This is a genomic window from Rhizobium vallis (assembly GCF_003985155.1).
In the GTDB taxonomy this organism is placed as follows: Bacteria; Pseudomonadota; Alphaproteobacteria; order Rhizobiales; family Rhizobiaceae; genus Rhizobium; species Rhizobium vallis.
Genome location: NZ_ML133686.1, coordinates 589,441 through 610,652 on the forward strand (window position 1 = coordinate 589,441; position 21,212 = coordinate 610,652).

Genomic DNA, 21,212 nt, shown 5'->3' on the forward strand with positions numbered 1-21,212 from the left:
TCCCAATACATGTCCAAGATCGACAAGCACTTAAAAATGTCGAGCAGAGCCGAGACTTCTTCGCCCCGCCCGTCTGTTATGCGTTCATCTTGAAGCATGAAGGACAGCGAACTCAGGATCGAAGAAGCGCGCGTCATGTCAGTGAGCCGCGCAGACTTGACCCAGTCCCGCTCGCGTCGACGCCTGAGAGAACTCGTCGAATTGGAAATGGAAGGTGCCGGGTGTACGCAGCCTGTAGGTTCCAAACTTGAAATATGGGCCGACCAACGGCCGGGGATCGTTCTTCCTCAGCGTGGCGCCGATATTGCCTCTGACGGACACGATCTTCTGGCCATTCGCCCAGATGTCGATCTCCCCGGGACGCCGCGGTCCATACTCGTTGTCGGTGCGTCCTGGCTTGATGCGGTAGACCATGTCGACCCAGTCCTTGCGGGGGTCCGGCAGCGAGCGGTTGTCTTCCGGCTCTATGTCGATGTCCGCCTTGCCGATGTACTTTCCGGGTTCCGCCACGAAGGAAAAAGCGTTGAACTGTCCGACCAGGGCGGGGTCGCCCAGTCCGAGCGCTTGCGACAACTGCTGGGAGTCGGATGGCTGCGCCTCGGGCCCCAGGCTGTCCATCAGATTCTGCTTGAAGAACTGCTGCGAAAGGTCCGGCTGCGTTTTGGTGAAGAGGTCAAGAGACTGCAGCGAATTGATCGCGTTGACTGTACGCTCGTCGCGAGGAAGATTTCCGAGCAAGGCCTGGGCCGAAAGCAAGGCATCCGGATCGCCTTCCGCCCTTGCGACCACGCGCCGGACGTTGTTGTCCTGCACGGTGATGTGGAAGACTCCGTTGTCAAATCGCTGAGCAATCATCGGGCTGCCGTCGCCCGGACCCTTCCACTGACCAATCACCGAACGGGCGCTGCCTGTCATCGGTACGTCGCCCGTTATCCTGAAGCTGAAACCATACCAAACCTCGTCACCGAAAATCGGCCACGTCTTCTTGGTGGTTCTCAACTCGGCGCGCTGGCAGTCGTCTTCGCATTCGAGACCGTTGTCGCCGTCCGTCGTGACGATGTCGATGGCAGCGCTTCCGCAGCGTCCGGGTTTCTCGAACTGGTACTGACGCGACAGAATCTGCTGCGTCGTCCAATTTGTCGTATTCAGCCTATCTGAATCGAAGCTATCCTTGAGCCCTGCTGCGCAGGCGGCACCGCCGGAAAGAGCAATGACGAATGTCAGAAACGCACCTCGCATACTGATCCCCGGTCAACGAGCCACGGCGAATTATTATCATATGCTCGAGCGGATTGAAGTTCGGACAAGAAGGCCTTTTAAATTGGCCGCCGCCGTCAGGGAGAGCTTAACTTTCATCGGTTAGGGTGTTTTCGTCGTTTTGGTGAAATAGCGCATGGCTGACGAAGAAATACTTCCTTCAGAGGTTCTGACCTCGATATTGATGCGAATGTTCGAGTTTGCGCCGATAGCGATGGCAATCTCAACCAGCGACACGGAGACATCGAGCTACCTCAAGGTAAACGATGCCTATCTGCGCCTGACAGGCCTGAAGTGGGATGATATTCGCGGCAGGACGCTGACATCCGAGGGGGCTGCCATCAGCAGCCCGGCGCGTGATCGCAGACACCGCATGCTCGAGGAAGATGGCGGTTACGTGTTGGAGGAGGTCGATATCCGGCACGCCGACGGCACGGTCATCCCGACGCTGATTTCCGCTCAGCGCACGATCGTGGATGATGTTTCCTTCGATGTTGAAGTTATTCTCGATGTTTCCGCACGTGTTCGACACCAGCATGAAATCGAACTTGCACTGCGCGCGTCGGCACGAACCGATACGCTCTCAGGGCTTCCCAACCGGGCCTGTTTCGACGAAGTGCTCTCCGAACATGTGGAGCGGATGCACGAGAGCGAAAAGCGCCTTGTGCTGGCATTCATCGATTTCAACGGGTTCAAGGCCGTCAACGATACGATGGGCCACGCAGCCGGCGATGAGGTGCTCAGAACCATTGCCAGCCGTTTTCGAGACAGTTTCCGAACAAATGACTTCATCGCACGTATTGGGGGCGACGAATTTGTCGTTCTGCTTGAGGTCGATCCGGCCCATTTGAACGACGTCGAGCCGACGCTGACCAATGCGATGGACCGCATTTTCAAACCGATGGCGATCGAAGGCGCCGTGGTCGAACTCGGCGCCGCAGTCGGTGTCACGATGCTGCAGCCGGACGACGACGTGACGTCATTCATGAAGCGTGCCGACAGCTATATGTATCTTGCCAAGCAGACGGGCGAGCGGCTCGCACTGGTCTGGCTTGGCCATCCCGGTCTTGCCCACGCCGGCGGCAGGGTGGTCCGGAGCCGCCGTTAGAGCCTTTCCTGGTCAGAATGCTGCAATCTGACCAGGAAGGATCCTGGAGTTTGATTGCGACTTCCCTCACGCGCTCGATCATTGCATCGGCCACAACGTGGTGGCCGATGCGCTGCTGCAGATGGGTGAGACGCGGTAGAGCCTTGCCAGGCTATGATTAGCCGTCGTCGGAATCGCCGTCCGAGTCATCGCCGCCATCATCATCGCTACCGGCGTCGTCGTCGCCGTCATCGTCGGAACTATCGTCGCTCGCCTCTTCGCTTGTTTCCTCGTCGCTGGAAGATTCTTCCTGCGTCATCGCTTCCTCGACGGTTGTCTCTTCGCTTTCATAGGAGGACTCGATTGTCTGCGTTTCCTCGGACACATATTCGGAATAGGAGAAGGACGTCTCCGATGTGTCGCTCTCCCAGCTCGAAACTTCCGTGACCGAGATGGCCTCGTTGTACTCCTCAAGCGTGATGACGGCGGCGACAGCCACCGGCGCACCGTCCCGAAGGACGGCGAGGGCGATATCGGATTTACCCGCTTTCAGATCGCGGCTGACAGCGACGTCGACGTCGACAGGTTTGTGAACCTTATGCCCGTGAACCTCTGACAGCACATCGCCCGGCTTGATTCCCTGCTTGTCGGCGACGCCGCCCTTCTTGACCGAGAGCACCAATACGCCGTGTTCACCCTTGGCAAGCTTGAACTTCTTTATGACCGCCTTGTTGACGGGCAGCAGCAACGCATCGAGCGCCTTGGAAATCTGAGGCGAAGGAAGCCCATGCTTCGGCGGCGCCGCGGCATAGGCGGCGGAATATCCGGTCAATGGCGATGTAATGTTAGCAATAATAAGCAATGCGCGTAGCGCGTTATATGAGGTCTTCAACGACTTTTCTCCACCCTATGCTGTTGGCTTTGCATAGAGTGCGAGGAGTATCAGTCTGGCTTTAATATATCTCTAATTTATTGGAGAAACGTAACGCGATTCTTTCGTGAGCCCGTGTTCGATAAACTGCGCCAGGCGATTTATGACCATATAAGCATCCAAAGACGCGATTCAGTTAACGATTAACGATCCCTGACTCCGGCCGGTGTGATGCCGATTGAGAGTCTGATGGCGCAAACCCACTTGACGCCTCTCCATCTTTGAGAAATGCTAAGATGTCAGACCAATTTCAGAGGTCGGCTGCCTGATAAGAAGATGGGGAACCATGAAGGCAAATCGTAGCGACAGGCCGGTGATCCGGCCGCTTCCCGTCATGGACCGGGCGCGTCAGGTGACTGATGCGTTGGCGGATTATGTCGAGGAAGCCAGGTTGCAGGCTGGGGACCGGCTGCCGGCCGAGCGCGAGCTGATGGCGGCGCTTGCCGTCGGCCGTTCGACCATTCGCGAAGCGATCCGCCACTTTCAGGCGCTCGGCGTCATCGAGACGCGCAAGGGCAGTGGTACTTATCTGTTAAAGCCGGTTTCCCGGGCGACGATCCACATGCCGCTGTCCTTCGACGCGGTTCATTTGCGCGACGCGCTCTTACAGACGCTGGAGGTTCGCCGCGGCATCGAATGCGAGGCGGGCATGGTCGCGGCCCGTCGACGCACAAGGAAAGACCTCGTCATCATCGAGGAAAAGCTTGATGAAATGGAGCGGGTGCACCTGGAGAAAGGCACCTCCGGGCCGGAGGATCTAGCCTTCCATCTTGCCGTCTACGACGCCACCCACAATCCGCTATTTCGCCAGCTTCTCGAACAGATGCGCGAGACCTTCGAGCGCTTCTGGGAGCACCCTTTCGACCGGCAGGATTTCGCCCGCCGGTCCTTTCCCTTTCATCGCACCCTTTTCGACGCGATCGCTGCGGGAGATCCGGAGGCGGCGCGCGCGGAAACATTGAAAATTCTCGATATCGTCGAGGAAGACATCAAGGAAATGTCCAAATGAGCAGCGGCGCAGACCCGTTCGATCTCGCTTCCATCATCACGGCTCACGACGAAGGCAACTTCGCCGAAGCCGTCGTGCCGCCGATTTTCCAGACCTCGCTTTTCACCTTTTCCGATTACGATGAGATGATCGCCTCCTATCGCGGCGAGAAGGTCCGCCCGATCTATACGCGCGGGCTGAACCCGACGGTGCGCGCCTTCGAGGAAATGCTGGCCAAGCTCGAGGGTGCCGAGGATGCGCTGGGTTTTGCAAGCGGTATGGCGGCGATCTCGTCGGCCGTACTGAGCTTCGTCGAGCCGGGCGACCGCATCGTCGCGGTCAAACATGTCTATCCCGACGCATTTCGTCTGTTCGGCACCATCCTGAAGCGGATGAAGATCGAGGTGACCTATGTCGATGGGCGCGACGAGGAGGCGGTCGCGAGAGTGCTGCCCGGCGCCAAGGTCTTGTACCTGGAAAGCCCGACGAGTTGGGTGATGGAGGCGCACGACGTCGGCGCGCTCGCAGCGCTCGCCAGGCGGCACGGCGTCGTCTCGATGATCGACAACAGCTGGGCGAGCCCATTCTTCCAGCGGCCGCTGACGCTCGGCGTCGATCTCGTCATCCATTCCGCCTCGAAATATCTCGGCGGCCACAGCGATGTGGTGGCAGGCGTCGTTGCCGGTTCCAAGGAGATGATCGCGCGCATCAAGGCCGAGGCCTATCCCTATCTCGGCGGCAAGCTGTCGCCCTTCGACGCCTGGCTCCTGATCCGCGGCCTGCGCACGCTGCCGCTGCGTATGAAAGCGCACGAGGCCTCCGCCCTCGAAATTGCCAGGCGTCTGCAGCGGCTCGAGGTGGTGGAGACGGTCTGCCATCCCGGCCTCGCCAACCGTCTGCCCGCCGGGCTCAACGGTACGTCGGGCCTGTTTTCGTTCATCTTCCGCGAAGGCGTCGATATCCGCGCCTTCGCCGATCACCTCAAGCTTTTCAAACTGGGTGTAAGCTGGGGTGGACATGAAAGCCTGATCGTACCGGGCGAGGTGGTGCTTCAGCAAAAGGCACAGCCGAATTCCGCGCATGCCTTTGGCATCCATGCGCGATCCGTACGCCTCCATGTCGGCCTCGAAGGAACCGAGGCTCTGTGGAGGGACATCGAGGAGGCGCTCGCCGCCGCCTCTCAATCCTGAAACCCAAGAGACCAAGAAGGGGGAACTGAGCATGAAAAAGCTAATAATCTCGACGCTCTTTGCTTCGATGATGGCGGGTACGGCCTTGGCCGACACGACGTTGAAGCTTGTCGAAGTCATCACCAGCCCGGAGCGCACCGAAACGCTGAAATCGATCGTCGGCAAGTTCGAGGCCGCCAATCCCGGCACCAAGGTCGACATCATCTCTCTGCCCTGGAACGAAGCCTTCCAGAAGTTTGCCACCATGGTGTCGGCCGGCGACGTGCCCGATGTGATGGAGATGCCCGATACCTGGCTGTCGCTCTATGCCAATAACGGCATGCTCGAGAGCCTCGAGCCGTACCTTGAAAAGTGGGAGCACACCAAGGAGCTGACGCCGCGCGCGCTCGAACTCGGCCGCGACGTCAAGAACACCGCCTATATGCTGCCCTACGGCTTCTATCTCAGGGCAATGTTCTACAACAAGAAGCTGCTTTCTGAAGCCGGTGTCGCCGCACCGCCGAAGACGCTGGAGGAATTCACTGCCGCTTCGGAAAAAGTCTCCAAACTGTCCGGCAAATACGGCTACTGCATGCGCGGCGGACCTGGCGGCCTCAACGGCTGGATGATCTTCGCCGCCTCGATGGCTGGCTCGAACAAGTACTTCAACGAGGACGGCACCTCGACGATGAACAGCCCCGGCTGGGCCAAGGGCATCGAATGGATGGTCGATCTCTACAAGAAGGGCTATGCGCCGAAGGATAGCGTCAACTGGGGCTTCAACGAAGTCGTCGCCGGCTTCTATTCCGGCACCTGCGCTTTCCTCGATCAGGATCCGGATGCGTTGATCGCCATCGCCGAACGCATGAACAAGGACGATTTCGGCGTCATGCCGCTGCCGAAGGGTCCTGACGGCAAGTCGTTCCCGACGATCGGCTATGGCGGCTGGTCGATGTTCACCACGAGCGGCAACAAGGATCTCTCCTGGAAGCTGATCGCCACCCTCGAAGGGCCGGAAGGCAATATCGAGTGGAACAAGCGCATCGGCGCCCTGCCGGCCTATACGGCCGCCGAGAAGGATCCCTTCTATGCCGGTGACCAGTTCAAGGGCTGGTTCGAGGAACTGGCCGATCCGAACACGGTACCAACCGTGATGCCGACCTATCTCGAGGAATTCGCCTTCTTCAAGGATTCGCTGGCGATCAAGACCTCGCAGCAGGCCATGCTGGGCGATATCTCGGCGAAGGACCTGGCTGACCAGTGGGCGGAATATCTGACCAAGGCACAGCAGAAGTTCTTGTCGAAGAAATAAGTGACTGACCATCGGCGGCGGCTTCAGGATAGGGCCGCCGCCGCTTCTTTTTTGAGACAGACGGCGCATGAACGCCGCGAATGGGAATTTCTGGCTGATGACCATTTCCGCCGATACGCTCGACATGCGTCGCGACCGCAGACCATGGCTGCGTCGCCTTGCCGATGCTTCGGAGCCCTATCTCTACAGTGCGCCCTCGCTGATCCTGATCATAGCCGTGATGCTGGTGCCGCTGACATTAGGCGTTTCCTACGCCTTCCGCGATATCCAGCTGCTCAATCCCTTTTCCGGCGGCTTCATCGGGCTCGATCATTTCCGCGAGCTTTCCGGGGATGCCGCCTTCTACGGCGCGCTGAGGAATACGCTCTGGTGGACCGGCGCCTCCGTCGTCCTGCAATTCGTCTTCGGGCTGATCCTGGCGCTGCTGCTTGACAAACCATTCCCGGGCCGGGCAATCGCGCAGGCGCTGGTTTTCCTGCCCTGGGCCGTGCCGTCCTTCCTCGCCGGCCTCAACTGGGCCTGGCTGTTCAATCCGGTGATCGGGCCGATCCCGCACTGGCTCTTCGCGCTCGGGCTGATGCATGAGCCGGGCAATATCCTTTCCGATCCCAACCATGCCATGTGGGGGCCGATCATCGCCAACGTCTGGTGGGGCATTCCCTTCTTCGCGATCACTCTGCTTGCGGCGCTGCAGGCGATCCCGCGCGATCTCTACGAGGCGGCGTCGATCGACGGCGCCGGCTGGTTCCAGCGCTTCCGCTCTATCACCCTGCCGTTTCTGGCGCCGACGATCGCCATCACCGTGCTGCTGCGCACGGTCTGGATCTCCAATTTCGCCGATCTCATCGTCGTCATGACCAATGGCGGGCCGGCGGATCGGACGCAGATCGTCGCCAGCTATATTTTCACGACGGCCTTCAAGCGGCTGGATTTCGGCTATGCCTCGGCGATCGCGCTGGTGCTGCTTGCGCTGCTGCTCGCCTATTCGATGCTGATCATCCTGCTGCGGCAAACGCTGCTGAACAAGGATTGAGGCCATGAGACGATCCGTCATTCCCACGATCGCGCACCGCCTGGCGATCCTCTGCTACATCGCCTTCGCGCTCTTCCCGCTGTTTTGGTTGCTCAAGGTCTCGGTGACGCCGAACGACCTGCTCTATACCGAGGGCGTGCGCATGTGGCCGTCGCGCACGACATGGGATCACTATGCCTTCGTGCTGCAGCACAGCGCCTTTCCGACCTTCTTCAAGAACAGCCTGATCGTCTCGGCCTCGACGGCCGTGACGGTCACGATCTCAGCCTCGCTCTCCGGCTACGCGCTGTCGCGCTTTAATTTCCGGGCGAAGTACTGGATCGTCGCCCTGATGCTGCTGACCCAGATGTTCCCGCTGGTCATGCTGGTCGCGCCGATCTTCAAGATCCTTTCGCCCTTACATCTGACCAACAGCCTGACCGGGCTCGTCATCGTCTACACCGCCTTCAACGTTCCCTTCGCCACCTTCCTGATGCAGTCCTTTTTCGATGGCATCCCGAGGGATCTCGAAGAGGCGGCGATGATCGACGGCGCGACGCAGTTCACGGCATTCCGCCAGATCATCCTGCCGCTGACGCTGCCCGGCATCGCCGCGACGCTCGGCTTCGTCTTCACCGCCGCCTGGAGCGAACTGCTCTTCGCGCTGATGCTGATCAACGGCAATGATGCGGCGACCTTCCCGGTCGGCCTTCTCACCTTCGTTTCGAAATTCTCGGTGGATTTCGGACAGATGATGGCGGCGGGCGTCATGGCGCTCATCCCGGCCGGCCTCTTCTTCCTGCTTATCCAGCGTTATCTCGTCCAGGGCCTGACGGCCGGTGCGGTCAAGGGTTAAACAAAATGGCATCGATCGATATCCGCAATATCCGCAAAGCCTATGGTCACGTGCAGGTGCTGCACGGCGTCGACCTCGAAATCCAGGACGGCGAATTCGTTGTGCTCGTCGGCCCCTCCGGCTGCGGCAAGTCCACGCTCTTGCGCATGATCGCCGGGCTGGAGGATGTCACCGGAGGCGAGATCCGTATTGCCGGAGCCAGGGTGAACGAGTTGCATCCCAAGGATCGCGACATCGCCATGGTGTTCCAATCCTACGCGCTCTATCCGCATATGAACGTCGCCGGCAATATGAGCTACAGTCTCAAACTCCGGAAGACGGCCAAGGAGAAGATAGCAAGTGCGGTGGCAGCGGCCGCCGGCAAGCTCGGCCTCGACCCGTTGCTCGAACGCCGGCCGAAGGCGTTGTCCGGCGGCCAGCGCCAGCGCGTCGCCATGGGCCGCGCCATCGTGCGCCAGCCGAAGGCCTTCCTGTTCGACGAACCGCTGTCCAACCTCGATGCGCGCCTGCGCGAACAGATGCGCGCCGAAATCAAGAAACTGCATGGCGACCTGAAGGCGACCTCGATCTACGTGACCCACGACCAGATCGAGGCAATGACGCTGGCGGATCGGATCGTCGCCATGCATGGCGGGGTGGTCCAGCAGGTCGGCAGTCCCCTGGAGCTTTACGACCGCCCCGCCAATCTCTTCGTCGCCGGTTTCATCGGCTCGCCGGGCATGAATTTCCTCGACGCCACCTATGATGCCGGCGGCGTGCGGCTGAAGGACGGCACGGTCGTGCCGCTTGCAAAGCCTTTGCCGCTTGTCGATGGCGCAAAGGTGACACTTGGCATCCGGCCCGAGCATGTGCTGATGACGACTGACGGGACGGGACTTGCCACCGACGTGGAACTTGTTGAGCCCACCGGCTTCGGCATCATCCTGCACCTTTCCCTGCACGGTCTGCCCTTCAAAATCTTCACGCTGAACCGCGAAGCGCTGAAGGCAGGCCCCAAAGTCAATGTCGCCTTCCCGGCGCAATATCTGCATGTGTTCGACGGCGAGGGACAACGCGTCGATTGAACTGCGAACCTCTCGCGTCGTGAGCGAAAAAACTTTTGCCGCATCGTCCGTGAGGGCTATATCCTCCGCGTGATCTTGCTGGGATGAATCTATGACCGACACTGTTCTCGACCGCTTTCTCCGTTATGTCGTGATCGACACGCAATCCGATCCTGCCTCGACGACGCAGCCGACCACCGGCAAGCAGAAGGATCTCGGCCGGGTTCTGGTCGATGAACTGCTGAAGATCGGTCTTGCGGACGCGCATCTCGATGAACACGGCTATATCTATGCGACCATTCCCGCCAATAGCGACAAGACGGTGCCGGTCATTTGTTTCTGCTCGCATATGGATACGGCGCCCGATTTCAGCGGCACTGACGTCAAGCCGCAGATCGTCAGGAATTATCCGGGCGGCGACATCAAACTGACAGGCGATCAGGGCCGGGTGATCCGCGTCAGCGAGCATCCCGAGCTGACGAACCAGATCGGCAACGACATCGTCACGACCGATGGCACGACATTGCTCGGCGCCGACGACAAAGCTGGTTTGGCGGAGATTATGACCGCGGCCCAGATCCTCGTCGATAATCCTGATATCAAGCATGGGACGATCAAGATCCTGTTCACGCCAGACGAAGAGGTCGGGCGCGGCGTCAACAAGGTCGATCTGAAGAAACTCGGAGCGGATTTCGCCTATACGATGGACGGCGAAACGGCAGGCCATGTCGAGGACGAGACCTTTTCGGCCGATGGCGTGGAGATCGCCATATCGGGCGTGGCGATCCATCCGGGCTTTGCTAAGGATCGTATGGAAAACGCCATCAAGATCGCCGGCGCGATCATCGACCGGCTGCCGAGGAATATTGCGCCCGAGACCACGGAGGGCAGGCAGGGCTTCATCCATCCGGTCGATCTGACCGGCTCGATGGAAAAGGCTTCGCTGAGCTTGATCATTCGCGACTTCACCGACGAAGGTCTCGTGGAAAAGGAGACCATGCTCGAAGCCATCGTCAAGGACGTGATGTCGGCCTATCCCGGCTCGACCTATCGTTTTGAGGTGAAGGAGCAGTATCGCAACATGAAAGTGGTGCTCGACCGTCACCCTGAGATCGTCGAAAACGCGATCGAGGCAGTGCGTCGTGCCGGCATGACGCCGGTGCGCGGCAGCATCCGCGGCGGCACGGACGGCTCGCGCCTCTCCTTCATGGGGCTGCCGTGCCCGAACATCTTCGCCGGCGGTCATGCTTTCCACTCGCCGCTCGAATGGGTCAGCCGCCAGGATATGGAAAAGGCCGTCCGGACGATCGTGGAACTTGCCAAGGTTTGGGAAGAGCGTGCTTAGACGCTTTTCCTTGTCCAGGGTGCAGGATTGGCTGTGTTAGCCGCCGTTCGTCGGAATGCTCCCGCGCAGCATCACGCTGTCATAGGCGGGGCGGGGAATGGGGATGGCGATCGGTATTCCCGGTTCGGGCTCAATTGAGGTTACCGGCAAGGGTGCAGGCGCGATCACGGGAACCGGCGAAGGTGCTGGCGCGGTCACCGGAGCGGTGATCTGCATCGACGCCGTGCTCGCCGTGGCCATGGAATCGGGGGCCGGTAGAGGGACCGGAACGGCCGAGGGTATCAGTGCTTCGAATTGCGGCGGCAGCATGCTTTCGCCGGGCACATAATTCATCGCCACCTCATAGGAGGGCAGCGGAGGCGGCGTTTCGAGCATGCCGTTGGAGTCGCGCTTCTCATAGAAGGCGTTGCCGCCGGCGACCGTCACATAATGCATGTTGTCGTAAGGGAATTTCAGCCCATCGGTGTGGAAGAACATCGCATCCTTCACCGCCGGATGACGTGCGCCCTTCACGAGGATCGCATCGGCGGCCGTCGTAAGCTCCGTTTCGGCCTGCGGCTTGACTTCGCGCGTCATGACGCCGGGTGCAAACTGTTTCTCCTGGGCGACGACGCCGCAGATCGAAGGAGGATAGGCGCCCGAGGTCAGCCTGTTCATCACGACGGTGCCGACGGCCATGTAGCCGTCCTCATCCGAATGCTGCGATTCGAAATACATCGCGCGCTTCAGACAGTCGCGATCCTTGGCCGTATAATTAAAGGTGACTTTCGCCGCTTGAGCCTGCTTGGTCTTACCCGCCGTTGCCGCCGGTTTCGATGTCGTTGTGCAGCTTGCCGCCGCCAGTCCTACGAGCAAAATCCCGATCAGGGATTTTCCAAAGGAAATCTCCGCCCTCAACGCCAGGTGCCTCCGTTTGGATCAGTCCAGCCCTTATGATTAACGCGAAAACGTTTTTACCCGGCATGTGACAAAAATACAAACAACCTAAGATCACAAAAAGCCTGACGGACTCTCGCCAAATACGATTCCGGCGATCGTCCCGATTACGGCCCTCTTCCGTTAGCTGCGAAACAGCTTCCAGCGGGTCGGTTTGAAAGCGATACGATTGCGGTCCAGCCTGTCTGCCTCGCTCGGCGGCAGCTCGATTTCGATATGCGGGCGGTCGTTGCCGATATCGAGTTCGATATGGCGGGTACCGGCCACGCGGCGGCTGGAGACGGAGTGGCCGGCGATGCAGTTTTCGGCTGATTCGCACAGCCGCACGTCGTGCGGGCGGAAGTAGAGCTGGGCTGCGCCGTCTAGTTCGCCCTCGGCATTGAGACCGAGCGAGCGGCCGTCGAATCGGATGTCGCCATCTGATATCTCGACCTGCAGGCAGTTCGACTGGCCGATGAAGCCGAAGACGAAGGGAGAGTTCGGATTGTCGTAGACCTGGTCGGGCGTTCCGACCTGTTCGATCGCGCCCTGACTCATGACGACGACGCGGTCGGCAAGCTCCAGAGCCTCATCCTGGTCGTGGGTCACGAAGACGGTGGTGTGGCCGGTGCGGTCGTGGATCTCGCGCAGCCATTTGCGCAGGTCCTTGCGCACCTGGGCGTCGAGCGCACCGAAGGGCTCGTCGAGCAGCAGCACGTTCGGCTCGACGGCCATGGCGCGGGCGAGCGCCACGCGCTGGCGCTGGCCGCCGGAAAGCTGCGCCGGATAGCGTTTCTCCAGACCGGAGAGCTGCACGAGGTCGAGCAGTTCCAGCGCCCGCCTGCGGATATCGGCTTTCGGTGGCCGCCGCGCGCCGTTTCTGACCTTCAGGCCGAAGGACACGTTTTCGAGCACCGTCATGTAGCGGAAAAGTGCATAATGCTGGAAGACGAAGCCGATATTGCGCTGCTGCACTGATTTCTTCGAGGCATCTTCGTCACCGAAGAAGATCTGCCCTTCCGTCGGGCTTTCGAGGCCGGCAATCAGGCGAAGCAATGTCGTCTTGCCGGAGCCCGAAGGACCGAGCAGTGCGATCAGCTCGCCGGAGCGGATGTCGAGCGAGACATCATGCAGCGCCGGAAAACGATCGAATTCCTTACGAATGTTTTGAACGCGTACTTCCATTCCAAATCCTTCAGTGCCGCCGGCTGGCAGCGATCTCAGCGCTATAGCGCATTTCCAGCAGCGTCTTCAAAACAAGAGTCACGAGCGCGAGCAAGGCCAAAAGCGTGGCGACGGCAAAAGCGCCGGTGAAATTATACTCGTTGTAGAGAATCTCCACCTGCAGCGGCATGGTATTCGTCTGGCCGCGGATGTGGCCTGACACGACGGAGACGGCGCCGAATTCGCCCATGGCGCGGGCATTGCAGAGCAGTACCCCGTAGAGCAGGCCCCACTTGATGTTCGGCAGCGTCACGTACCAGAAGGTCTGCCAGCCGCTGGCGCCGAGCGAAAGGGCTGCCTCTTCGTCTGCGGTTCCCTGTTCCTGCATCAGCGGGATCAGCTCGCGGGCGACGAAGGGAAAGGTCACGAACATCGTGGCGAGAACCAATCCCGGCACGGCGAACAGGATCTTGATGTCGTAAGCGCTGAGCCAGTGCCCGAGCCACGTGTTGGCGCCGAACAGCAGCACGAAGACCAGACCCGAAATCACGGGTGAAACCGAGAAGGGCAGGTCGATCAGCGTCGTCAGGAATGCCTTGCCCTTGAACTCGAACTTGGCGATCGCCCAGGCGGCGGCGACCCCGAAGGTGAGATTCAGCGGTACGCTGATGCCGGCGACGATCAGCGTCAGGCGGATCGCCGAGAAGGTCTCGGCATCACCAAGCGCCTCGAGGAAGGGACCGGGGCCTTTGCGGAAGGCCTCTACGAAGACGGCGGCGAGCGGCAGCAGCAGGATCAGCAGCAGGAAGATGAGCGAAAGGGCGATCAGCGTGTAGCGCGCCATCCTGTGTTCGGTGGTCACCGAACGCAGTTTCGCAGGTTGAACGGTCGCATCAAGCGCCATAGCCGTACCTCCGCCTGCTCCAGCTCTGGATGAGGTTGATGACGAGCAGCAAGGCGAACGAGATCACCAGCATGATCGCCGCGATACCGGTTGCCGCCGCGTAATTATATTCTTCGAGTTTGATGATGATCAGCAGCGGTGCGATTTCCGATTTGAACGGCAGGTTGCCGGCGATGAAGATGACCGAACCGTATTCGCCGACGCCACGGGCAAAGGCGAGCGCGAAGCCGGTGAGGACCGCGGGCGCCAGCCCCGGCAGCAGCACGCGGAAAATCGTCTGAAGGCGGTTGGCGCCGAGCGTTGCGGCGGCCTCCTCCACTTCCTTGTCGATCTCCTCCATGACAGGCTGCACGGTGCGCACCACGAAGGGCAGACCGACGAAGATCAGCGCCACGACGATGCCGGCCGGCGTAAAGGCGACCTTGATGCCGAGCGGTGTCAGGAGTTGACCGACCCAGCCGTTCGGCGCGTAGAGGGCCGCCAATGCGATACCGGCAACGGCGGTCGGCAGCGCGAAGGGCAAATCGACCATGGCGTCGATGACGCGCTTGCCGGGGAAACGGTAACGCACCAGCACCCAGGCAAGGATGATGCCGAAGACGGCGTTGACGATTGCTGCGATGAAGGCGCTGCCGAAGCTGATGCGCAGCGCGTTCAATACGCGCTGATCGAAAGCGATCGACCAGAATTTCTCCCAGCCGAGGGCGCTCGAACGGACGGCAAGGCCCGAGAGCGGGATGAGGATCAGAAGGGTGAGCCAGGTCAAGGTAAGGCCGAGCGCCATTCCGAAACCCGGAATGACGCTCGGCCTTTTGAACCGCCACCGCGTGGGGCTATGTGCTTTCATGAAGTCTATTATTGGGCCGGCTTGTAGATTTGGTCAAATACGCCGCCGTCGCCGAAGAATTTCGGCTGTGCGCTCTTCCAGCCGCCGAAGTCGTCGATGGTGGCGAGCGTCAGCTTCGGGAAGCGGGCGACATCGGCCGGATCGGCGGCTTCAGGCTTGATCGGCCGGTAGAAGTGCTTGGCGGCGATCTTCTGGCCTTCGTCCGAATAGAGGTAGTTGAGATAGGCTTCGGCGACCTTGCGCGTGCCCTTCTTGTCAACGTTACCGTCGACGATGGCGACCGGCGGGTCGGCGCGGATGGAGAAGGAGGGCGTCACGATCTCGAACTGGTCGGGACCGAGTTCCTCAAGCGAAAGATAGGCTTCGTTTTCCCAGGCAAGCAGTACGTCGCCGAGGCCGCGCTGAACGAAGGTGGTCGTGGCGCCGCGCGCGCCGGTGTCGAGAACCGGAACGTGCTGCAGCAGTTTCGTCACGTATTCCTGTGCCTTGGCGTCGTCGCCGCCATTCGCCTGCTTGGCCCATGCCCAGGCGGCGAGGAAGTTCCAGCGGGCACCGCCAGACGTCTTCGGATTCGGCGTGATGACCTGGACGTCGTCCTTGACGAGGTCGCCCCAATCCTTGATGCCCTTCGGATTGCCCTTGCGCACAAGGAAGACGATCGTCGAGGTGTAGGGCGTCGAATTGTTCGGGAACTTGGTCTTCCAGTCGGCCGGGATCTTGCCGGTCGCCTTGGCGATGGCGTCGATATCGCCTTCGAGTGCAAGCGTGACGACGTCGGCGTCGAGACCGTCGATGACAGAGCGAGCCTGGGCGCCGGAGCCGCCATGCGAAGCCTTGATCGTCACGGCTTCGCCATTGTCCTTCTGCCACTTGGCGGCAAAGGCGGCATTGAAATCCTTGTACAATTCGCGGGTCGGATCGTAGGAAACGTTAAGCAGCGTTTGATCCGCGAATGCCGGAGCAATGCTTCCGATCGCGAAGCTGCCTGCCATGACCGCCGCCGCGAGGAGCCGCGTGAGCCGTTGTGTCTGCATGGGGAAACCTCCTGTTTTTCTGCCGTAACTCTATCAAGTCAGTCGTATAATGAAACGAAGGTTCTTCCTGTTCCCTTGTTGCCGTTAGAATGTCATTCCATTTAGTGGCTCATTTTGAAATGGACGTGCCGAAGTTGGCCGCGGCCAATCGCTGAGCCGTCCCCGTCCTGCCACGGCTCCGTGTTTTTTCTGCCACAGTTTCTCCACAAGCGGCCTTGGCGATGCTGATTTTTGCCCAGATTTTGCCGCGATGACACTTGCGGATTCCTATATGGCGACGGTGCGGCCGTATTCGCCGACCGCTACGTGGGGGCATCCTTGAAATGCGCCTCGCATTCCAAACCTGTTAAGGGCCATTTAAAATGAATATCAGAACTATCCTTTTTGCTTCCGTTGCCGCCCTTGCCGCGGCATCCGGAGCCCGCGCTGCCGACGCCATCGTGGCGGCGGAACCCGAGCCCGTGGAGTATGTTCGCGTCTGCGACGCCTACGGTACGGGTTATTTCTATATTCCGGGAACGGAAACATGCCTTTCGATCGGCGGTTATATCCGTACCGAAGTGCGCTTCGGTGACAATATTGCCGGTGATTCCGACGTTAATTTCTGGACACGCGGCCAGGTCACCTTCCAGGCCAAGAATGACACCGAGTACGGCACGCTCACCGGCGTCATCACCCTGCGTTACAATGTCGACAATGCGTCCGACCAGGACGCACTGCTTGATGAAGGCTATATCGACATCGCCGGTTTCCGCGTCGGTAAGCTGTACAGCTGGTGGGATGACGACATGAGCGGCGAGACCGATACGCTCGCCAGCAACGAGACGACGCACAACTCGATCCGTTATCAGTACGAGTCCGGCGCCTTCGCCGCCGGCATTTCGGTCGACGAACTGGAAGACGATTACGCTACCAAGCCGGGCGAAGGCCCGAATAACTTTGGTGTCGCAGGCCAGGTCTCCTATAAGGCCGGCGCCATCAGCGCTTACCTGCTTGCCGGTTATGACACCGACACCAGCGAAGTCGCGGTTCGCGGCATCGTCTATGCCGATATCGGCCCGGGCACCCTCGGCATTGCTGGTGTATGGGCAAGCGGCGCCAACTACTACTACGAAGAGTCCGAATGGACGATCGCAGCAGAATACGCCTTGAAGATCAATGACAAGTGGAAGATCACTCCCGGCTTCCAGTACTTCGAAAACATTGCTCTCGAGGCTGACGGCAATGGCTTCACCGGCGGCAGCGCCTACACGACCGGTGTCACGATCGACTACCAGATCGTCGAAGACCTGCGTACGAAGCTCAGCGTGCAATATCACGATGAGGACGAAGGCGACGACGAAGTCTTCGGCTTCCTGCGCTTCCAGCGAGATTTCTAAGATAGCCTGGTTGCAGACGAGCGGGCGCGGCCTTCGGGCCGCGCCCTTTTTCATGACGTCATACTCGTGAATCGGCGATGAAATCGGAATAGAATTCGTCGACGGTTCTTGCCTTGCGCATGGCGGCAAGCGCGCCGGCCGATTGCAGGCGGCGGGCGATGGCAGCGAGCACGTTCAGATATTCGCCGCGGTTGTTTTCCCCGAAAAGCAGTACGACGGCGATGTCGGTCGGGATATCGTCGATCGCTTCGAAGTCCAGCGGCCGGGCGAAGCGGACCAGAAGTCCGCGTGGGCTGCTCATCCCGTCGATCGCCGCATGCGGGATGGCGATGCCGTTGCCGATGCCGGTAGAGCCGAGCTTCTCACGCGCTTCGAGCGCCTTCAGGATGGTCTGGCCATCGATGGAGAAAGCCTCGGCGGCCTTATCCGCTATGGTCTGCAGCGCGCGCCATTTCGTCGGCGCCGGCACGCCGATGAAGGTGTGTTCCGGGCGGATGATATTGGGGAGGTTCATGTCATTCTCGATGCTGTTCGGGCTCGATATTGTTCGGTGAGCGGGGGGAGGGGTCAATCCGGTTCCCTGAGCCGGTAGCCGACGCCGGTCTCGGTGGTGATATAGTGCGGCTGGTCTGGAATCTGCTCGACCTTTTGACGCAGCTGCCGGACGTAGACGCGCAGATACTGCACATCAGCCGCCGGCCCCCATATTTGCTTGAGAAGAAACTGGTGTGTCAGCACTTTGCCCGCATGCTGGGCGAGCACGCGCAGGATGTCGTATTCCTTCGGCGACAATTTAATTTCCTGGCCGTCGACCTTGACGATGCGCTTGACGAGATCGATCGACAGCCCGCCGGTCTGGAAGATCGCCTTTTCGCCCTGCTGCTGCAGGCGGTGGCGCAGCGCCACGCGGATGCGGGCACCGAGTTCGTTGATGCCGAAGGGCTTGGTGACGTAGTCGTCGGCACCGCTTTCCAGCGCCTTGACGATGCCGGCCTCGTCGGTGCGGCTGGAGAGGATGACGACAGGCATCGAGAGCCCTTCATCGCGCCATTCTTGCAGCAGGTCATGGCCCGGCTTGTCGGGCAGGCCGAGATCGAGCACGACGAGGTCGGGCATGTCTTGAGCGATGGATTGGCTGGCAGCGGCGGCATTCGGCGCTTCGTGCACCTCATAGCCCTGCGCAGTCAGGCCGACGCGCAGCAGCTTGCGGATCGGCGGCTCATCATCGACGACGAGGATTTTGACGGCTGAGCCAGTCATCTGAGTTCATCCAGTTTCGGAATGTCGTTGGGTTTCGGCAGGCGGATGGTGAAGACGGCGCCCGGGCGGCCGGTGCGGTTGCCGGCGGTGATCGTGCCGGCCATCGCCTCGATGAAGCCGCGGCAGATGGAAAGGCCAAGCCCGGTGCCGGCGCGCACCTGATCGCCCTTGCGCACACGGTAGAAGGTGTCGAAGACACGATTGAGATCAGCCGGAGGGATGCCTGGGCCTTCGTCCGAGACCTGCACGACGACATTGTCGGCATCGGCCCAGCCCTCGATATGGATCACCGATCCCTCGGGCGCGTATTTCGCCGCATTGTCGAGCAGGTTGAAAATCACCTGCTCGAAGAGAACAGGATCGACCCGCACCATCGGCAGGTCGGCGGGAATGCGCATCTCGGTCTTGTGACGCTCGAGGATTTTTGCGGCGCGCCGCAGCGCACTGCCGACGATATCGCCGGCATAATGCAACGCATAGTTCGGCTCCATCGCGCCGGACTCGATCTTGGTCATGTCGAGCAGGTTGGCGATGAAGCGGTTGAGCCGCTCCGATTCGTCGACGACGGTCGAGAGCAGGTCGATTCGATCCTCCTCGGGCATGGAGACGAAATAGTCGCGCAGCGTGCCGGCGGCGCCGAGTATGGCGGCGAGCGGCGTTTTCAGGTCATGCGAGATGGAGGTGAGCAGGGCTGAGCGCAGCCGGTCGGCTTCGGCCGCGAGCCTTGCCCGGTCGACATCGGCGACCAGCTGGACGCGTTCGATGGCAAGCGCCGCCTGGTCGGCCAGCGCATCGAGCAGGCGTTGCTGTTCCGGCGTCAGCAGCGGCCCGTCGCGGCGGTCGCTGTCGAGGCCGATGACGCCGACAGCCGTGCGCCCGGTTCTGAGCGGCACATAGAGGCGCTTGGCACCGGGCAGCGTATCGGCGCCGCGGCCGGCGGCGTGATTATGCTCCCACGCCCAGCGGGCGGCGGCGATATCAGCATCGTCGAGCGTGTCGTCGGGCGGATAACCGGCCTTGACGGCGATGGTGCCCTCTTCCGGCAGCAGCAGCACGACGCGGACCTTCAGCATCGAGGCGAGCTGGAAGGCGGTTGCCCATAGCACGTCGTCGAGCGTGCCGGTGCCGGCGAGCTTCTTCGAGAAGAGATAGAGGTCTTCCGTGGTGCGCGCCCGCTGGCGAGCGGCGGCGGCCTGGCGCTGCACGGTCGCGGTCAGGTTGCTGGCGATGATGGCGACGCCGAGGAAAAAGAAGAGTGCAAGCACGCTTTCCGGGTCGCTGATCGTCAGCGTGTAGCGCGGCGGCAGGAAGAAGAAGTTGAAGGACAGCGCACTCAGGATACAGCTGTAAAGCGCCGGCCGCAGGCCGTGAATGACGGCGGAGGTCAGCACCGCCATCAGGAAGACGAGGGCGAGGTTGCGCACGTCGAGCACCTGGTCGAGCACGACGCTGACGCCGAGCGCGATGGCGACGTAGCCTGTGGCGAGCAGGTAGGCCCAGAAATCGAGTGGCGGCGCGGTGGCGGCGGCTTTGACGCCGCGCGTGGTGGTGCCGTCCTTCTCGTTGCCTGAAATGACATGGACACTGATTTCGCCGGTCTTGCGGATCAGCTCGTCGGTGATCGAGCGGCCCCACCAGTCGCGCCATGTCGGCTTCTTCGGCGCGCCGATGACGATATGGGTGACGTTGTTGGCCGTGGCGTGGCGAACGAGTTCCTCGGCCACTTCGCGGCCGGGAATGGTGATCGCTTCGCCGCCGAGCTGCTCGGCAAGGCGCAGCGTGGCGGCGACGGTATCGCGCTCCGTTTCCGACAGATTGATCGAGCGGTTGGTCTCGATATAGACGGCGGCCCAGGGCGCGCGCAGCCGCGAGGCCATGCGCGAGGCATAACGCACCAGCGAGGCCGAACGCGGGTGATGGTCGACCGAAACGAGCACGCGTTCGCCTGCCGCCCAGGGGCCCGAAATGGCATGGGCCTGCATGTGGGTCAGCAACTGGTCGTCGACGCGCTGGGCAGTCTTGCGGAGCGCCAGTTCTCTCAGCGCCGTCAGGTTGCCCGGCGTGAAGTAGTTGGTCAGCGCCCGCTCGGCGGTGCGCGCCATATAGACCTTGCCGTCATGCAGGCGCTTGATCAGATCATCCGGTGTCAGGTCGATGATCTCGACGTCGTCGGCAAGATCGATGATCGAATCCGGCACCGTCTCGCGCACGCGGATGCGGGTGATCTGCGAGACCACGTCGTTCAGGCTTTCGACATGCTGGATGTTCAGCGTGGTGTAGACGTCGATCCCGCGGTCGAGCAATTCCCTCACGTCGAGATAGCGCTTCGGATGGCGGCTGCCCTCGGCATTGGTATGGGCGAGTTCGTCGACCAACACGAGATCGGGTCTGCGGGCGAGGATGCCGTCGAGGTCCATTTCCTCAAGCAGCCGGCCCTTGTAGTCGATCTTGACGCGGGGGATGATCTCGAAGCCGGCGAGCAGCGCCTCGGTCTCCTTGCGGCCGTGGGTTTCGACGACACCAATGACGACATCGAGACCGTCGGCGAGCTTGGCATGGCCGGAGATCAGCATCTCGTAGGTCTTGCCGACGCCGGGCGCAGCCCCCAGAAAGATCTTCAGACGGCCGCGCGTTTCGGCCCGGGCTTTTTCAAGAAGCGCATCGGGCGAGGGCCTGCCGGCCTGGTCGCGATTGTCGTCTGGCATGCGT

At 60.9% G+C, this 21,212-nt stretch carries 19 protein-coding genes; 9 read left to right on the top strand and 10 right to left on the bottom strand.

The genetic code is table 11. The annotated features are described in order from the left end of the window. Positions 1-138: 138 nt before the first annotated feature. Entirely contained in the window at positions 139-1,239 is a 1,101-nt protein-coding gene (locus EFQ99_RS02855) for a heparin lyase I family protein (RefSeq protein ID WP_126919138.1), read from the bottom strand. A gap of 154 nt (positions 1,240-1,393) precedes the next feature. On the opposite strand from EFQ99_RS02855, the gene EFQ99_RS02860 reads away from it, so the two are divergent. Beyond that, entirely contained in the window at positions 1,394-2,365 is a 972-nt protein-coding gene (locus tag EFQ99_RS02860; RefSeq protein ID WP_245441426.1) for a GGDEF domain-containing protein, read from the top strand. A 157-nt stretch (positions 2,366-2,522) separates the two neighbouring features. Here EFQ99_RS02860 and EFQ99_RS02865 read toward each other — a convergent pair whose 3' ends face one another. Next, the gene (locus EFQ99_RS02865) at positions 2,523-3,236 is read right to left on the bottom strand and encodes a PDZ domain-containing protein (protein ID WP_126919139.1); all 714 of its coding nucleotides are present in this window, start codon (positions 3,234-3,236) and stop codon (positions 2,523-2,525) included. A 325-nt stretch (positions 3,237-3,561) separates the two neighbouring features. Here EFQ99_RS02865 and EFQ99_RS02870 point away from each other — a divergent pair, with 325 nt between their 5' ends. From EFQ99_RS02870 to pepT, 7 genes are all read left to right on the top strand, one after another. Beyond that, positions 3,562-4,284 carry a FadR/GntR family transcriptional regulator gene (locus tag EFQ99_RS02870; RefSeq protein WP_126919140.1) on the top strand — a complete coding sequence of 241 codons (723 nt, stop codon included), beginning with the start codon at positions 3,562-3,564 and terminating at the stop codon, positions 4,282-4,284. Continuing rightward, entirely contained in the window at positions 4,281-5,453 is a 1,173-nt protein-coding gene (locus EFQ99_RS02875) for a PLP-dependent transferase (protein WP_126919141.1), read from the top strand. The genes EFQ99_RS02870 and EFQ99_RS02875 overlap by 4 nt, the downstream gene beginning before the upstream one ends. Before the next feature lie 31 nt (positions 5,454-5,484). Next, on the top strand, positions 5,485-6,744 hold the full coding sequence (locus tag EFQ99_RS02880) for an ABC transporter substrate-binding protein (RefSeq protein ID WP_126919142.1): 1,260 nt from the start codon (positions 5,485-5,487) through the stop codon (positions 6,742-6,744). 97 nt (positions 6,745-6,841) lie between these two features. Beyond that, the gene (locus EFQ99_RS02885) at positions 6,842-7,777 is read left to right on the top strand and encodes a carbohydrate ABC transporter permease (protein WP_126919585.1); all 936 of its coding nucleotides are present in this window, start codon (positions 6,842-6,844) and stop codon (positions 7,775-7,777) included. 4 nt (positions 7,778-7,781) lie between these two features. Next, a complete protein-coding gene (locus EFQ99_RS02890; RefSeq protein ID WP_126919143.1) occupies positions 7,782-8,612 on the top strand; it encodes a carbohydrate ABC transporter permease in 831 nt (276 codons plus the stop codon). Positions 8,613-8,617: 5 nt separating this feature from the next. Further along, the gene (locus EFQ99_RS02895; protein WP_126919144.1) at positions 8,618-9,676 is read left to right on the top strand and encodes an ABC transporter ATP-binding protein; all 1,059 of its coding nucleotides are present in this window, start codon (positions 8,618-8,620) and stop codon (positions 9,674-9,676) included. 91 nt (positions 9,677-9,767) lie between these two features. Further along, positions 9,768-11,000: a peptidase T gene (gene pepT, locus EFQ99_RS02900; RefSeq protein ID WP_126919145.1), complete on the top strand. Its 1,233-nt coding sequence runs from the start codon at positions 9,768-9,770 to the stop codon at positions 10,998-11,000. A 36-nt stretch (positions 11,001-11,036) separates the two neighbouring features. Here pepT and EFQ99_RS02905 read toward each other — a convergent pair whose 3' ends face one another. The 5 genes from EFQ99_RS02905 to EFQ99_RS02925 all read right to left on the bottom strand — a co-directional run bounded on the left by EFQ99_RS02905 (position 11,037) and on the right by EFQ99_RS02925 (position 15,864). Further along, positions 11,037-11,897 (bottom strand): cell wall hydrolase, encoded by an 861-nt coding sequence (locus EFQ99_RS02905; RefSeq protein WP_126919146.1) that lies wholly within the window; start codon positions 11,895-11,897, stop codon positions 11,037-11,039. 162 nt (positions 11,898-12,059) lie between these two features. Beyond that, positions 12,060-13,100, bottom strand: a complete 1,041-nt coding sequence (locus EFQ99_RS02910) for a sulfate/molybdate ABC transporter ATP-binding protein (protein WP_126919147.1) — start codon at positions 13,098-13,100, stop codon at positions 12,060-12,062. Positions 13,101-13,110: 10 nt separating this feature from the next. Continuing rightward, a complete protein-coding gene (gene cysW, locus EFQ99_RS02915; protein WP_126919148.1) occupies positions 13,111-13,983 on the bottom strand; it encodes a sulfate ABC transporter permease subunit CysW in 873 nt (290 codons plus the stop codon). After that, positions 13,973-14,830 carry a sulfate ABC transporter permease subunit CysT gene (gene cysT / locus EFQ99_RS02920; protein ID WP_126919149.1) on the bottom strand — a complete coding sequence of 286 codons (858 nt, stop codon included), beginning with the start codon at positions 14,828-14,830 and terminating at the stop codon, positions 13,973-13,975. The genes cysW and cysT overlap by 11 nt, the downstream gene beginning before the upstream one ends. A gap of 8 nt (positions 14,831-14,838) precedes the next feature. Further along, on the bottom strand, positions 14,839-15,864 hold the full coding sequence (locus EFQ99_RS02925; RefSeq protein WP_126919150.1) for a sulfate ABC transporter substrate-binding protein: 1,026 nt from the start codon (positions 15,862-15,864) through the stop codon (positions 14,839-14,841). Positions 15,865-16,226: 362 nt separating this feature from the next. Between EFQ99_RS02925 and EFQ99_RS02930 the strand changes: the two genes are divergently transcribed. After that, positions 16,227-17,243 carry a porin gene (locus EFQ99_RS02930; RefSeq protein WP_126919151.1) on the top strand — a complete coding sequence of 339 codons (1,017 nt, stop codon included), beginning with the start codon at positions 16,227-16,229 and terminating at the stop codon, positions 17,241-17,243. 58 nt (positions 17,244-17,301) lie between these two features. Here EFQ99_RS02930 and EFQ99_RS02935 read toward each other — a convergent pair whose 3' ends face one another. From EFQ99_RS02935 to EFQ99_RS02945, 3 genes are read right to left on the bottom strand one after another with little or no spacing between them, the layout of a single operon-like run. Then, positions 17,302-17,757 carry a PTS sugar transporter subunit IIA gene (locus EFQ99_RS02935; protein WP_126919152.1) on the bottom strand — a complete coding sequence of 152 codons (456 nt, stop codon included), beginning with the start codon at positions 17,755-17,757 and terminating at the stop codon, positions 17,302-17,304. Positions 17,758-17,810: 53 nt separating this feature from the next. Next, complete coding sequence (locus tag EFQ99_RS02940) at positions 17,811-18,503, bottom strand: response regulator (protein WP_126919153.1); 693 nt, start codon at positions 18,501-18,503, stop codon at positions 17,811-17,813. Then, positions 18,500-21,208: a sensor histidine kinase gene (locus EFQ99_RS02945; protein WP_126919154.1), complete on the bottom strand. Its 2,709-nt coding sequence runs from the start codon at positions 21,206-21,208 to the stop codon at positions 18,500-18,502. The genes EFQ99_RS02940 and EFQ99_RS02945 overlap by 4 nt, the downstream gene beginning before the upstream one ends. Between the last annotated feature and the right edge of the window lie 4 nt (positions 21,209-21,212).

Coding starts and splice junctions, on each gene's coding strand:
- EFQ99_RS02930 (WP_126919151.1), top strand. CDS start 16,227: ATGAATATCAGAACTATCCTTTTTGCTTCCGTTGCCGCCCTTGCCGCG.
- EFQ99_RS02880 (WP_126919142.1), top strand. CDS start 5,485: ATGAAAAAGCTAATAATCTCGACGCTCTTTGCTTCGATGATGGCGGGT.
- pepT (WP_126919145.1), top strand. CDS start 9,768: ATGACCGACACTGTTCTCGACCGCTTTCTCCGTTATGTCGTGATCGAC.
- EFQ99_RS02860 (WP_245441426.1), top strand. CDS start 1,394: ATGGCTGACGAAGAAATACTTCCTTCAGAGGTTCTGACCTCGATATTG.
- EFQ99_RS02890 (WP_126919143.1), top strand. CDS start 7,782: ATGAGACGATCCGTCATTCCCACGATCGCGCACCGCCTGGCGATCCTC.
- cysW (WP_126919148.1), bottom strand. CDS start 13,983: ATGGCGCTTGATGCGACCGTTCAACCTGCGAAACTGCGTTCGGTGACC.
- EFQ99_RS02895 (WP_126919144.1), top strand. CDS start 8,618: ATGGCATCGATCGATATCCGCAATATCCGCAAAGCCTATGGTCACGTG.
- EFQ99_RS02870 (WP_126919140.1), top strand. CDS start 3,562: ATGAAGGCAAATCGTAGCGACAGGCCGGTGATCCGGCCGCTTCCCGTC.
- EFQ99_RS02940 (WP_126919153.1), bottom strand. CDS start 18,503: ATGACTGGCTCAGCCGTCAAAATCCTCGTCGTCGATGATGAGCCGCCG.
- cysT (WP_126919149.1), bottom strand. CDS start 14,830: ATGAAAGCACATAGCCCCACGCGGTGGCGGTTCAAAAGGCCGAGCGTC.
- EFQ99_RS02885 (WP_126919585.1), top strand. CDS start 6,842: ATGACCATTTCCGCCGATACGCTCGACATGCGTCGCGACCGCAGACCA.
- EFQ99_RS02875 (WP_126919141.1), top strand. CDS start 4,281: ATGAGCAGCGGCGCAGACCCGTTCGATCTCGCTTCCATCATCACGGCT.
- EFQ99_RS02935 (WP_126919152.1), bottom strand. CDS start 17,757: ATGAACCTCCCCAATATCATCCGCCCGGAACACACCTTCATCGGCGTG.
- EFQ99_RS02910 (WP_126919147.1), bottom strand. CDS start 13,100: ATGGAAGTACGCGTTCAAAACATTCGTAAGGAATTCGATCGTTTTCCG.
- EFQ99_RS02925 (WP_126919150.1), bottom strand. CDS start 15,864: ATGCAGACACAACGGCTCACGCGGCTCCTCGCGGCGGCGGTCATGGCA.
- EFQ99_RS02855 (WP_126919138.1), bottom strand. CDS start 1,239: ATGCGAGGTGCGTTTCTGACATTCGTCATTGCTCTTTCCGGCGGTGCC.
- EFQ99_RS02945 (WP_126919154.1), bottom strand. CDS start 21,208: ATGCCAGACGACAATCGCGACCAGGCCGGCAGGCCCTCGCCCGATGCG.